Raw genomic sequence first — 12,631 nt, forward strand, 5'->3', positions numbered from 1 at the left:
CTAGTCGATACAAAAGTCATTGACCATGACCTGTTTGCTCTTTAGATTTATACCACTCGATACATAAGTGTGTGATCAGGAGCAAAGCCATGCAGGACAATCAGCTTGAAAATGAACGGTTACCCTTCGGCGCGCTCCTTGCGCTGGCCATGACAGGTTTTATTTGCATTGTCACCGAGACCTTGCCAGCCGGGTTATTGCCCGAGATAGGCAGTGGTCTGAATGTTTCGCCATCACTGGCCGGGCAAATGGTCACCGTCTACGCGTTGGGTTCGTTGCTGGCGGCTATCCCGTTGACCATCGCCACCCAAGGCTGGCGGCGACGCAATGTGTTGCTGCTGACGATTGTTGGTTTCCTCTTGTTCAATTCCGGCACCGCCTGGTCGTCGAGCTACGGGTTGACGCTCATCGCCCGATTCTTCGCCGGGGTATCTGCCGGGTTGGCGTGGAGCCTATTGGCCGGTTATGCGCGGCGCATGGTGGCGGTGCACCTTCAAGGGCGCGCCATGGCCGTAGCGATGGTGGGCGCGCCGATTGCGCTGTCGCTGGGCGTGCCGTTGGGCACCTGGTTGGGAAGCCTGGTGGGTTGGCGCACGGCGTTTGGGTTGATGTCAGTTCTGACGGTGGGGCTGATTGTCTGGGTACTGGCGAAAGTCCCGGATTATCCCGGCCAGGCCGGTTCCGAACGCATGCCGTTGGGCCAGGTGTTCTTCACCCCGGGCGTTCGGCCGGTCCTCGGGGTCGTGATGACCTGGATGCTGGCGCACAACATTCTCTACACCTACGTCGCGCCTTTCGTGACGCCTGCCGGACTGGCCAGCGATATTGATCTGGTGCTGCTGGTGTTCGGTATCGCGGCACTGCTGAGTATCTGGATCGCCGGTCGCTTGGTGGACCGGTATCTGCGCAACGCCGTGTTGATCAGCCTCGCCACGTTCGCTGCGACGGCCTTCGTTTTCGGGTTCTTTTCCCAGTCTGTGATCGTCATCTACCTGGGCACCTTTGTTTGGGGCCTGACCTTCGGCGGCGCCGCCACACTGCTGCAAACCGCGCTGGCAGATACGGCCGGCGAGGGTGCGGATGTCGCCTTGTCCATGAACGTTGTGGCCTGGAACGGTGCGATCGCCATTGCCGGCCTGTTTGGTGGTGTCTTGCTGGATCAGGTCGGTGTCGTCTCGTTTCCATGGGTGTTGCTGGTGCTGTTACTGGTGGGATTATGGATTGCGGTGGGCGCGCGGGTGCATGGTTTTCCGCAGGGGCAACGGCAAGGAGGCGCTGTAGTGACCGGTCATTGATAGGCGAGAGACGCAGCGCAAAACCCTCTGGCTTTGCTGGTGGTAAAGGGTAAACTCGCGAAGTTGTATCATTTTGTTTCACAAAATCATGCAACCCCTTCTGAAACAGGCAGCCGGTGTAAATCCGGCGCGGTCGCGCCACTGTATTCGGCTATTTGCCGTCAGCCAGACCCTGTTTCCCCCTACCGCAATCCATACCGGGACGCGTCATCCCTGGAGGTTCACATGGCTTATAGCGCTGCTACGCAGACTGATGTTTCGCTGCCCACGATTCCGTTGGGCGAAATACTTCCCTGGGCCATTTTTGGCGGCCTGCTGCTGATGTTGGCGATCTATTTCGTCGGCGCAGAGCAGGGTGCCACGGCGTTGGTCAAGGGCATGTATGTTCACGAATTCGTGCACGACGGCCGCCACTTGCTTGGCTTCCCTTGCCACTAATTCAAGGAACACACCATGACCGGTCGTTTATTGGTACGCGGCATGCTGGTGGGGTTGCTCGCCGGCATCCTGGCCTTTGGTTTTGCAAAAGTATTCGGTGAGCCGCAGATCGACAAGGCGATTGCCTTCGAAGAGCAAATGGCCGAGATGCACGGCGATGCACCGGAAGAAGAACTGGTGAGCCGCGACGTGCAAAGCACCTTCGGTTTGTTCACCGGCGTCGTGACCTACAGCGTTTCGCTGGGCGGGATCTTCGCCCTGGTATTTGCCTACTCGCTGGGACGCGTTGGCAAGATCGGCCCACGTGGTTTGGCCGCGCTACTAGCTCTGGCGGCTTTCGTGACCATCATTCTGGTGCCTGGACTGAAATACCCGGCCAACCCTCCGTCGATTGGCGACCCAGAAACCATCAAGCAGCGCACCAAGCTGTTCTTCCTGATGTTGCTGGTGTCGGTGATCGCCGCAGTCATCGCGATCAACGCCGCGCGCAAACTGATTCCTGCCTTGGGTGTTTGGAGCGGTGCGACGTTGGCGGTGCTGCTGTATGTGGTGATCATGTCGGTGGCGGGCGGTTTGTTCCCGACCATCAATGAAGTGCCGGAAACCTTCTCCGCCGTGCTGCTGTGGAAGTTTCGCGTGGCCTCTCTCGGCATTCAACTGGTGCTGTGGACCACGGTTGGACTGGCCTTTGGCTGGACCGCCGAGCGCGTGTTGAACCTGCCAAAGTTCTCCACCCGCGCTTGAGTTGAAGGCAGTGCCGTTTCGGCGGCACTGCTATCAATACACATCCCGCAAATACCGCTTCTGCTCACCCATCTGCCGCCAATAATCCGCAGCGTTTTCCTGACTCAACCCGCCATGCCGCTGCGCAACCTGGCGCAACGCCTGGTCGACGTCCTTGGCCATGCGTCCGGCATCCCCGCAGATGTACACCTGCGCACCTTCCTGTAGCCAGCGCCACAGCTCGGCACCTTGTTCGCGGATGCGGTCCTGCACATAGATCTTCTCTGGCTGGTCCCGGGAAAACGCCAGGCTGAGTTGCGTCAGCAGGCCATCGTGCTGCATGCCTTGCAGCTCCTCGCGATAGTAGAAATCGGTGGCGGCGTGTTGCTCACCGAAGAACAACCAATTGCGGCCCTGGTCGCCTCGCGCGCGACGTTCTTGCAGGAACGCGCGGAACGGCGCCACGCCGGTGCCGGGGCCGATCATGATCATCGGTAGATTGCCATCGGCTGGCGCGCGGAAGTGTTTCGATGGCTGGACGAACACCGGGACTTCGCCGCTTTCCAAACGGTCGGCAAGGAAGGTCGAGGACACACCTTTGCGTTTACCGTAACGAACGGCGGCCACGGTGAGATGGACTTCTTGCGGATGTGCCTTGGAACTTGAAGAAATGGAATACAGACGCGGTTGCAGGCGTTTGAGCGTGCCCAGCAGCTCATGCGCCGAACAGTCGATCGGGAATTCCTGCAGCACATCCGCCAATTGCCGACCCCACAGCCAGTCTTTCAAGTCAGCTTTGCGTTCACTGGCCAGCAGGTGTTTCAACGCCGGGTTGGCACTGCGTTCGGCGATGAAAGCCAGGGTGTCGATGTTGGGCCGGGCGATTTCCAGGTGCTCGGCCAGCGCCTGGTGCAGCGGGACTTCGCCGAGCTTGTCGAGGTTCACGGGAGTGTCGGCACCGAGCCGGGTCAGGTCGAGCAATTCACCCACCAGTTCCGGGCAGTTGCGTGGCATGACGCTCAACGCATCGCCCGCTTCGTAGCTCAACCCGGAGTTCGCCAGGTCCAGGGAAAACATTCGGGTTTCCTTGTGGCGGCTCTGTTGGTTCAGGTGACGGTTGATCAGCAGGCGTGAGGCGTGTGGCTTGGCTTTGCCGGGCGTTTCGGTGGGGCTGACGGCAATGCTCGGCGCCGCCGGTTTCAGCGTTTGCTGGAATTGGCTCAGCCACGCCTCCGCACGCTCTTCGAATTCCGTATCGCAATCGACCCGTTCCAGCAGCCGGGTCGCACCCAATTCCTGAAGGCGTTGATCGAGTTGCTTGCCGTGCTTGCAGAACTGGTCGTAATTGGGATCACCCAGCGCCAGCACCGCAAACCGCAACGACTCCAGCCGCGTTTCGGCGGTCTTCAAGGTGTGCCAGAAACCTTCGCCATTGTCCGGCGGGTCGCCGTCGCCAAAGGTGCTACTGATCAGGGCCAGTGTGTGGGTGCTCGCCAGTTTGCTTGCCGGGAAATCCGCCATCGCGCTCAGTTCCACGGCGATCCCGTCGCCACGCAACCGCGCGGCAAAACGCTCGGCCAGGGCTTCGGCGTTGCCGGTTTGCGAGGCCCATAACAAGGTCACGCAGGGAGCGCTGTCACTGTTCAGTTGTGGAGCGCCAGACTCGACGCGGCTGAACAACCCACCGAGCAATCCATCCAGCCATAACCGCGAATCAGCGGCCAGCGGCGCATTGACGGGCAGGGTAGGGACACCAACCGCCTGGCGCCCGGCCGGGGACTGCAAGCCGCTGAGAAAACCGGCGAGGTAGGTGCGTTCACTGTCGCTCAGTGGCGGAGAAGGCAGGCGACTGATGCCGGCGAGATCGGCGAAGGCCTCGATACGCGACATGGGCAATTCCTCGGACAAGGGGGGAATGTCGATAGCAGCCGGCACGTTGAGAAACTGATGCTCGATCAATTCCACCCGTTGCAGGGTGACCGCACAAAACTTGAATTCAGGCTGCAGCGAAATCGGGTCGACGGCATCGTTAGTCACCGCGTTGATCGCCAGGTTTTCACCGAACACATCGTTCCAGTGAAAAGGCGCAAAACAGTTGCCCTGACGTACCCGGTCGGTGACCACCGCCGGCAGCACGGCGCGGCCACGCACTGAGCGCACTTCGACGTGATCCTTGTCCTTGATGCCAAGGCTGTCGGCGTCTTCCGGGTGAATCTCCACGAACGGCCCCGGATTCAGCTTGTTCAAGGTCGCGACCTTGCCGGTCTTGGTCAGGGTGTGCCATTGGTGCTGCAGGCGACCGGTGTTGAGCACAAAAGGGAAGTCCTCGCCCGGCATCTCCGCCGGAGGCATGTGCGGACGCGGAAGGAAGACGCCTTTGCCATGCTCGGTCGCGAACACGATGGCGGGTTGGCGGCCATCGTTGTCGACCTTGAGCGTCTGGCTCACGCCGTTGTTCAGGTAGCGAATCGGATTGCGATTCGCCCCGTCATCTGCCGCGCAGGGCCATTGCAGCGGTTTGTCCCGCAGCCGCGCGTAACTGGCGCCGCGAATGTCATAGCCGGTCTTCGGGTTCCAGGCCTGTTTGATCTCTTCGAACACTTCCGAAGCGCTGGTATAGGTGAATGCCTCGGCGAAGCCCATTTCGCAGGCGACCCGGGCGATGATTTGCCAGTCGGGCAGCGTCTCGCCGGGTGGCTCCACGGCTTTTTGCATCAGCGTCAGGTTACGTTCGGAGTTGATCATCACGCCCTCGGCCTCGGCCCACAGCGCGCCGGGCAAGAGGATGTCGGCGTAGCGGTTGGTTTCGGTGTCGAGGAAGGCATCCTGGGTGATGACCAGTTCGGCGGCTTGCAAGCCTTCGATGACTTTCTGCCGGTTGGGGCCCGAGGCGACCGGGTTGGTGCAGATGATCCAGCAGGCTTTGATCTGGCCGGCGCTCATCTGCTCGAACATGTCCACGGTGCCACCGCCGACCTTGCGCGGCAGGCTGTCGTGGGGGATGCGCCACAGGTCTTCAATGAACTGCCGATCTGCCTCGACCAGCACCGAGCGCTGCCCCGGCAGGCCTGGGCCCATGTAACCCATTTCGCGACCGCCCATGGCGTTCGGTTGCCCAGTCAGGGAAAACGGCCCGCTGCCCGGCCGGCAGATCGCGCCAGTGGCCAGGTGCAGGTTGCACAGGGCATTGGTGTTCCAGGTGCCGTGGGTGCTTTGGTTGAGGCCCATGGTCCAGCAACTCATCCACTCGGCGGCCTGACCGATCCATTCGGCGGCTTGGCGAATGTCAGCCTCGGGAATCCCAGTGATCTCGGCGACGGTGGCCGGCGGGTAGTCTTCGAGGAACGCCGGCATGGCATCCCAGCCTTCGGTAAACGAAGCGATGAAGTCCGGGTCGGTGTGGCCGTTTTTCACCAACAGATGCAGCAAACCATTGAGCAGCGCCAGGTCGGTGCCGGGTTTGATTTGCAGGAACAGACCGGCCTTGTCCGCCGTCGCACTGCGCCGTGGATCGACGACAATCAGCTTCGCCCCGGCCTTGACCCGATCCATCATGCGCAGGAACAGAATCGGGTGACAGTCGGCCATGTTGGCGCCGATCACGAAGAACAGCTCGGCGTGATCGAAGTCTTCATAGGAACCCGGAGGCCCGTCAGAACCGAGGGAAAGTTTGTAGCCGCTGCCCGCACTGGCCATGCACAGGCGCGAGTTGGATTCGATGTTATTGGTGTGGACAAAGCCTTTGGCCAACTTGTTGATCAGATACTGGGCTTCCAGCGACATCTGCCCGGACACATAGAACGCCAACGCATCCGGGCCGTCGCGATCAAGAATGGCGCGCAGTCGGCTGGCGGTTTCGCTGATCGCCTGGTCCATGGCGATCCGCACTGGATCACGATCGCGCTCGTGACGCAGATAAGCGTTTTCCATCCGCCCCGACTCGGCAATCGCCTGGCCGCAGGTGGTGCCCTTGGTGCACAGCCGGCCGAAATTAGTCGGGTGCGTCTTGTCGCCGGTGACCTTGATAACCCGGTTGTCTGCGACCTGCATGACGATGCCGCAACCCACGCCACAATAAGGACAGACGCTGCGTACGCTGGTGTTTGTCATCCTCGCCCCTTGACCTCTTGCCTGCATTTGCCTGACCCGGAAACAAAAAAAAGCGCCATGTGACCCTCCGTTAAAAAAACGGGAGTTACACGGCGCCTTTGTCGTAGGTGGGCAATCTGCGTTGACTGCTTTGCTGGTGTTATTGCAAGTCACGCGCCAGAAGTATTTTTCGGGCTTGAGCGGCCGATAATCAGCGGGATCCGCGCCCATGTCCGGCAAGTCGCCATGCGCATTCGGTGCACTTTTATATGGCGCCGTGCACCAGTCGGAGGCGCGATATTCGCGTTTCCCATCGTTGTGAGAGCCTCCGAGCGCCGTAGCCGCTGGCTTGCATCGGTTGGCACAAACGCTGCAAGTCCTTGTTCAAACCCACCGTCGATACACACGGTGGGTCGCCCCCTCGGTCAACGACGATCGAATGGCCAACAGGTCGTGGGCTACATCGGTGGATCAGGCATAGACGTCTGGTTTCAACACCGCAAAAGAACAGGCAAAGACGCCTGGAACCGCAAGGTTTCAGGCGTTTTTTTTTGCTTTTTGAACCGTGATTGGCCGTGCGAAGGGTGCTTCTTATGAATTCCAATGTTGCCGCGTTGAACAAACTGCAAACGCTGATCGTGATCGGCAATGGCATGGTCGGACATCATTGTGTCGAACAGCTGATTGAGCGCGGGGCGCTGGATCAATACCGTCTGCATGTCTTCAGCGAAGAGCCGATGCGTGCCTATGACCGCGTGCATCTGTCCGAGTACTTCACCGGCCGCGATGCCGAGTCGCTGGCGCTGTCGGACGCGTCGCTGTATCAGACGCCCGGCGTCACTTTGCATCTGGGTGTGCCGGTGCTGGAAATCGACCGTGCTCGTTGCGAGGTGATTACCGCCCAGGGCTGCGTCCCTTACGACAAGCTGATCCTGGCCACTGGCTCCTATCCGTTTGTGCCGCCGATTGACGGCGCCGAGGGCGATTCGCGGCTGGTGTATCGCACCCTGGAAGACCTCGACGCGATCCGCGCAGCAGCGGCCAACGCCCGGCGCGGTGTGGTGGTCGGCGGTGGCTTGCTCGGTCTTGAAGCCGCCAATGCGCTGAAAAGTCTGGGCCTGGAAGCGCATGTCGTCGAGTTCGCCCCACGCCTGATGCCGGTGCAATTGGATGATTTCGGTGGCCTGGCGCTCAAGGCGCAGATCGAACGGTTGGGTGTCGGTGTGCATTTATCCCGCGCCACCCAGTCGATCAGCGCGGGCGTGGATTACCGCTACCGGATGAATTTTGCCAACGACGAATTCCTCGAAACCGACCTGATCGTGTTCTCCGCCGGTATTCGTGCGCAAGACGCGTTGGCTCGCCAATGCGCGCTGGAAATCGGCCCGCGCGGTGGCGTGGTGATCAACGACGAATGCCTGAGCAGCGACCCGAACATCTACGCCATCGGCGAATGCGCGGCGTGGAATGGCAGCCTGTTCGGCTTGGTCGCACCGGGTTACCAAATGGCCCGTGGGGTGGCTGCACAGGTGTGCAACCAGACTGCCGAGCCGTTCCTGGGCGCGGACATGTCGACCAAGCTCAAACTGCTTGGCGTTGACGTCGGTTCCATCGGCGATGCCCATGCCCATACACCCGGCGCACGCAGCTATCAGTTCATCGACGAAGCCACCGCCAGCTACCGGCGTCTGGTGGTGGACCCAACCGGCAAGTACGTGTTGGGTGCGGTGCTGGTCGGCGACAACAGCTACTACGACACGCTGCTGCAATACATGCAGAACGCCATCGCGTTGCCAGCGGAACCGGCCAGCCTGATCCTGCCGTCGTCCGAAGGCGCGCCGACCCTCGGCCCCGGCGCATTGCCCGAGTCGGCCACGGTGTGCTCGTGCCACAACGTCACCAAAGGCGCGATCTGCTCGGCCATCGACGGCGGCTGTACCGACCTCGGCCTGCTCAAGTCACAGACCAAGGCCTGCACCGGTTGCGGTGGGTGCGCCGGGTTGCTCAAGCAAGTCTTCGAGCATGAATTGATCGCCCGTGGCGTCAGTGTCGACAAGAGCCTGTGCGAACACTTCGCCTACACCCGTCAGGAACTCTACGCGCTGGTGCGGGTGGAAGGGGTGATCACCTTCGAAGAACTGCTGGCCAAACATGGCCGTGGCCACACCGGTTGCGACGTGTGCAAACCGGCGGTGGGTTCGATCCTCGCCTCGTGCTGGAACCAGCCGATCATGGACCCGTCGCTGGTGCCGTTGCAGGACACCAACGACACCTTCATGGCCAACATGCAGAAAAACGGTACCTACTCCGTGGTGCCGCGCATCCCCGGTGGCGAAATCACTGCCGACAAGCTGATCGCGATTGGCGTGGTAGCGAAAAAATACGACCTCTACACCAAAATCACCGGCGGCCAGCGCATCGACCTGTTCGGCGCGCAGTTGCATGAGTTGCCGGACATCTGGGGCGAGCTGATTGAAGCCGGTTTCGAAACCGGCCACGCCTATGGCAAGTCGACGCGCACGGTGAAGTCCTGCGTCGGCAGCACCTGGTGCCGCTACGGCGTGCAGGACAGCGTGAAAATGGCCTTGCTCATCGAGGATCGCTACAAAGGCCTGCGCTCGCCGCACAAACTCAAGTTCGCGGTTTCCGGTTGCACCCGCGAATGCGCCGAAGCGCAGAGCAAGGACGTGGGCGTGATCGCCACCGAGAAGGGCTGGAACCTCTACATCGCCGGCAACGGCGGCATGCGCCCGCGTCACGCCGAGCTGTTCGCCACCGATCTCGACGATGAAACCCTGATCCGCTACATCGACCGCTTCCTGATGTTCTACATCCGCACCGCCGACAAATTGCAGCGCACCTCGGTCTGGCGCGAGAGCTTGGAGGGAGGCCTCGACTTCCTGAAAGACGTGATCATCAGCGACAGCCTCGGGCTCGGTGCAGAACTCGAAGCGCAGATGCAACTGGTGGTCGATCGCTACGAATGCGAATGGGCCAACGCCCTCAAGGACCCGGAAAAACTCAAGCGCTTCCGCACCTTCGTCAACGATAAACGCCCGGACCCGGACATCCACTTTGTCCAGGAACGCGGCCAACGGCGCCCGATCATGGCCGCCGAACTCAACCTGATTCCGGTCACCGAGGAGATTGCCTGATGAGCCCGTCCAATACCCAACGCATAGCCGCCCTGGAAAACACCGGGGCCTGGCAAACCGTGTGCGCGCAACAGGATCTGGTCGATAACTCCGGCGTGGTCGTGTGGCTCGACGGCGCGCAAGTGGCGCTGTTCTACCTGCCGGATGCCGAGGGCCAGACCCTGTTTGCCATCGACAACCACGACCCGCAATCCGGGGCGAATGTGATCGGTCGCGGGTTGGTGGGGAACATCAAGGGCGATCTGGTGGTGGCGTCACCGATCTACAAACAGCATTTCCGGTTGGAGGACGGTAGTTGCCTGGAATATCCGCAACAGCGGTTGCGGGTGTGGCCGGTGCGGTTGAATGGCGGGGCGGTGGAAGTGGGAACGCTGACAACTCGCTAGCACGCCAAACCTGTGGGAGCGGGCTTGCTCGCGAAGGCGGTGGGTCAGTCAATATTGATGCTGGATGTGCCGGCCTCTTCGCGAGCAAGCCCGCTCCCACAGGGATCACCGCCGAACATAAATCCCGAGCCCACCGAAGATCCTCTGTAGGAGCAAAGCTTGCTCGCGAAGGCTGCGCGTCAGGCGAAATAGATGCCGGATGTGCCGGCCTCTTCGGGAGCAGGCTCGCTCCCACAGGGACTTTTGTCGGCCACATAGCTTGCGACCAACACCGAACACATGTGGGAGCGAGCTTGCTCGCGATAGTGGTCTGACATTCAACATATTTGCTGCCTGCCAGTCCGCTATCGCGAGCAAGCTCGCTCCCACAAGGTGTGTGATTGCCAAGGCCAAGTGTGCTATCAAATCGCTCGCTGATTGACGCGCAGTGTCAGCGCTTCAGCAGACTCCTTGCGCTCCGAATAGCGATCAACCAGATCCGGGCGGTCGCGAAGCAGCAGGGTGAATTTCACCAACTCCTCCATCACGTCCACCACCCGGTCATACAGCGCCGAGGGTTTCATGCGGTTGCCCTCGTCAAACTCCAGGAAGGCCTTCGGTACGGAGGATTGATTGGGGATGGTGAACATCCGCATCCAGCGTCCCAGCACGCGCAGTTGATTCACCACGTTGAAGGATTGCGAGCCGCCGCACACCTGCATCACCGCCAAGGTCTTGCCCTGGGTCGGGCGCACGGCGCCGATGGCCAGCGGCACCCAGTCGATCTGCGCCTTGAACACCGCCGACATCGAACCGTGGCGTTCCGGCGAGCACCAGACCTGGCCTTCCGACCATTGCATCAGTTCCAGCAGTTCCTGCACTTTCGGATGATCGCTCGGCGCGTCGTCCGGCAGCGGCAAACCTGAGGGATTGAAAATCCGCGTCTCGGCGCCGAAGTGTTCGAGCAAACGGGCCGCTTCTTCCACCAGCAATCGACTGAAGGAGCGGGCGCGGGTCGAGCCATACAACAGCAGGATTCGTGGTTTGTGCTGATCGTCATTTTCACGGTGTGCAATCAATGAAGGGTCGAGGTTGGGCAGTGGATGAGTCATGGGCGGCTCCAGTTACAGCGTGCTGATGCGGTCGAGTTCACGCTTCAAGGCATCGCGATCAAGTTCGGCGAAGGGCAGGGCTAGGAAGGCCCGGCAGCGGGTTTCGATACGCGCCAGGGTCGCGTGGAAAGCGGCGGATATCGCGGCTTCGTCACCCGTCACGTCCGACGGATCTTCCAGTCCCCAATGGGCCTTCAACGCCGGACCGAAGTACACGGGGCAGGTTTCCCCGGCGGCCTTGTCGCAAACGGTGATGACGATGTCTGGCGGGTTGGCTTCGAAGGCGTCGTTGCCTTTGCTGCTCAAGCCATGTGTGGCGATGCTGGCTGCTTGCAACGTGGTCAGGCTGCGCGGCAACACCTGGCCCTTGGGAAAACTGCCGGCACTGACTGCTTCGAAACCCGTCGGCGCCAGGTGATTGAACATCGCTTCGGAAAGGATGCTGCGGCAACTGTTGGCCGTGCACATGAATAGAACTCGCATGGAAACTCCGTTGGGTCAGGTCAGCAGCACGCTGCGGTATTAAGTGGGCGGTCGTGCATCTGTCTGAGCCGGGCGCTGTTTTCCTCCAGCCAGTCGGTGTTGGCGTGCAGGGTGGTTTGCAGCACGGCGCGCACCCAGGCAGGCAGTTCGGGGTTTAGCCGGTAATACACCCATTGGCCCTGGCGACGATCAAGCAACAAACCACAAGACCGGAGTTGGGCCAGATGGCGGGAGATCTTCGGCTGACTGTCATCCAGCGCGCAGACCAATTCGCAGACGCATAACTCGCCCTCACGGGTGATCAGCAGCGTGGCTCGGGCGCGGGTTTCGTCGGAGAGGCATTTGTAGATGGCGGGAGGACTGAGCATGGGGTGGCTGCCGATATGTGAAGGTCCGAATATACGGATATCCATATGTATTGAGCAAGCCCCAATCCCTTGTAGAAGCGAGCGGTGCGGCGATCGGACTTGCCCGCGAAGAACGATGACGCGGTGTGCCAGGCCCGACGCCTTACCCGTAGGAGCGAGGCTTGCCCGCGAAGAACGATGACGCGGTATGTCAGGCCCGACGCTTTCGCGAGCAAGCCCGCTCCTACAGGGGATTGGGCTTGGTTTTTGTGTAGGAGCGAAGAACGATAACGCGGTGTGTCAGGCCTGACGCCTTCGCGAGCAAGCCCGCTCCCACAGGGATCTGTGTCGGCCACGCATCTTGCGACCAACACCGAGCAAATGTGGGAGCGAGCCTGCTCGCGAAAGCGGTATTTCAGGCCCGAAGATGCATCGGCCGTACCGTCGCTTTTGCGAGCAAGCTTCGCTCCTACATGGGCCTGAGTTGGCCACGAATTTTGCGACCAGCGCCGAGCAAATGTGGGAGCGGGCTTGCTCGCGAAGGCAGTTTCACATTCAGCATTAATGCTGGCTGTCACACCGCTTTCGCGAGCAAGCCCGCTCCCACAAGGATTGCGGCGTTCA

At 60.9% G+C, this 12,631-nt stretch carries 9 protein-coding genes; 5 read left to right on the top strand and 4 right to left on the bottom strand.

Annotated elements, in window-relative coordinates; translation table 11 throughout:
* Positions 1 to 89: 89 nt before the first annotated feature.
* The 3 genes from ACWIKB_RS22675 to ACWIKB_RS22685 all read left to right on the top strand — a co-directional run bounded on the left by ACWIKB_RS22675 (position 90) and on the right by ACWIKB_RS22685 (position 2,477).
* A complete protein-coding gene (locus ACWIKB_RS22675; RefSeq protein ID WP_475269506.1) occupies positions 90 to 1,295 on the top strand; it encodes an MFS transporter in 1,206 nt (401 codons plus the stop codon).
* 225 nt (positions 1,296 to 1,520) lie between these two features.
* Positions 1,521 to 1,733, top strand: a complete 213-nt coding sequence (locus ACWIKB_RS22680) for a CbtB domain-containing protein (protein ID WP_177092148.1) — start codon at positions 1,521 to 1,523, stop codon at positions 1,731 to 1,733.
* A 15-nt stretch (positions 1,734 to 1,748) separates the two neighbouring features.
* The gene (locus tag ACWIKB_RS22685) at positions 1,749 to 2,477 is read left to right on the top strand and encodes a CbtA family protein (protein ID WP_475269507.1); all 729 of its coding nucleotides are present in this window, start codon (positions 1,749 to 1,751) and stop codon (positions 2,475 to 2,477) included.
* Between the two features lie 33 nt (positions 2,478 to 2,510).
* Here the strand turns inward: ACWIKB_RS22685 and ACWIKB_RS22690 are convergent, their stop codons facing one another.
* Positions 2,511 to 6,566 (bottom strand): molybdopterin-dependent oxidoreductase, encoded by a 4,056-nt coding sequence (locus ACWIKB_RS22690; RefSeq protein WP_475269508.1) that lies wholly within the window; start codon positions 6,564 to 6,566, stop codon positions 2,511 to 2,513.
* 572 nt (positions 6,567 to 7,138) lie between these two features.
* Between ACWIKB_RS22690 and nirB the strand changes: the two genes are divergently transcribed.
* Entirely contained in the window at positions 7,139 to 9,700 is a 2,562-nt protein-coding gene (gene nirB, locus ACWIKB_RS22695) for a nitrite reductase large subunit NirB (RefSeq protein ID WP_475269509.1), read from the top strand.
* Entirely contained in the window at positions 9,700 to 10,086 is a 387-nt protein-coding gene (nirD, locus tag ACWIKB_RS22700) for a nitrite reductase small subunit NirD (protein ID WP_475269510.1), read from the top strand. Before nirB ends, nirD begins: the two co-directional genes overlap by 1 nt.
* A 401-nt stretch (positions 10,087 to 10,487) precedes the next feature.
* Here nirD and arsH read toward each other — a convergent pair whose 3' ends face one another.
* Genes arsH through ACWIKB_RS22715 form a run of 3 tightly spaced genes read right to left on the bottom strand, consistent with a single transcriptional unit; the run spans position 10,488 to position 12,028 of the window.
* Positions 10,488 to 11,177 carry an arsenical resistance protein ArsH gene (gene arsH / locus ACWIKB_RS22705; protein WP_475269511.1) on the bottom strand — a complete coding sequence of 230 codons (690 nt, stop codon included), beginning with the start codon at positions 11,175 to 11,177 and terminating at the stop codon, positions 10,488 to 10,490.
* A gap of 12 nt (positions 11,178 to 11,189) precedes the next feature.
* Positions 11,190 to 11,660 carry an arsenate reductase ArsC gene (locus ACWIKB_RS22710; protein ID WP_475269512.1) on the bottom strand — a complete coding sequence of 157 codons (471 nt, stop codon included), beginning with the start codon at positions 11,658 to 11,660 and terminating at the stop codon, positions 11,190 to 11,192.
* A gap of 20 nt (positions 11,661 to 11,680) precedes the next feature.
* On the bottom strand, positions 11,681 to 12,028 hold the full coding sequence (locus ACWIKB_RS22715; RefSeq protein WP_475269513.1) for a metalloregulator ArsR/SmtB family transcription factor: 348 nt from the start codon (positions 12,026 to 12,028) through the stop codon (positions 11,681 to 11,683).
* Between the last annotated feature and the right edge of the window lie 603 nt (positions 12,029 to 12,631).

The organism is Pseudomonas sp. 5Vm1k (genome assembly GCF_056161485.1).

What these genes read in the sequence shown, in the direction of transcription:
- ACWIKB_RS22675 (WP_475269506.1), top strand. Translation starts at nt 90, where the DNA reads ATGCAGGACAATCAGCTTGAAAATGAACGGTTACCCTTCGGCGCGCTC.
- ACWIKB_RS22680 (WP_177092148.1), top strand. Translation starts at nt 1,521, where the DNA reads ATGGCTTATAGCGCTGCTACGCAGACTGATGTTTCGCTGCCCACGATT.
- ACWIKB_RS22685 (WP_475269507.1), top strand. Translation starts at nt 1,749, where the DNA reads ATGACCGGTCGTTTATTGGTACGCGGCATGCTGGTGGGGTTGCTCGCC.
- ACWIKB_RS22690 (WP_475269508.1), bottom strand. Translation starts at nt 6,566, where the DNA reads ATGACAAACACCAGCGTACGCAGCGTCTGTCCTTATTGTGGCGTGGGT.
- nirB (WP_475269509.1), top strand. Translation starts at nt 7,139, where the DNA reads ATGAATTCCAATGTTGCCGCGTTGAACAAACTGCAAACGCTGATCGTG.
- nirD (WP_475269510.1), top strand. Translation starts at nt 9,700, where the DNA reads ATGAGCCCGTCCAATACCCAACGCATAGCCGCCCTGGAAAACACCGGG.
- arsH (WP_475269511.1), bottom strand. Translation starts at nt 11,177, where the DNA reads ATGACTCATCCACTGCCCAACCTCGACCCTTCATTGATTGCACACCGT.
- ACWIKB_RS22710 (WP_475269512.1), bottom strand. Translation starts at nt 11,660, where the DNA reads ATGCGAGTTCTATTCATGTGCACGGCCAACAGTTGCCGCAGCATCCTT.
- ACWIKB_RS22715 (WP_475269513.1), bottom strand. Translation starts at nt 12,028, where the DNA reads ATGCTCAGTCCTCCCGCCATCTACAAATGCCTCTCCGACGAAACCCGC.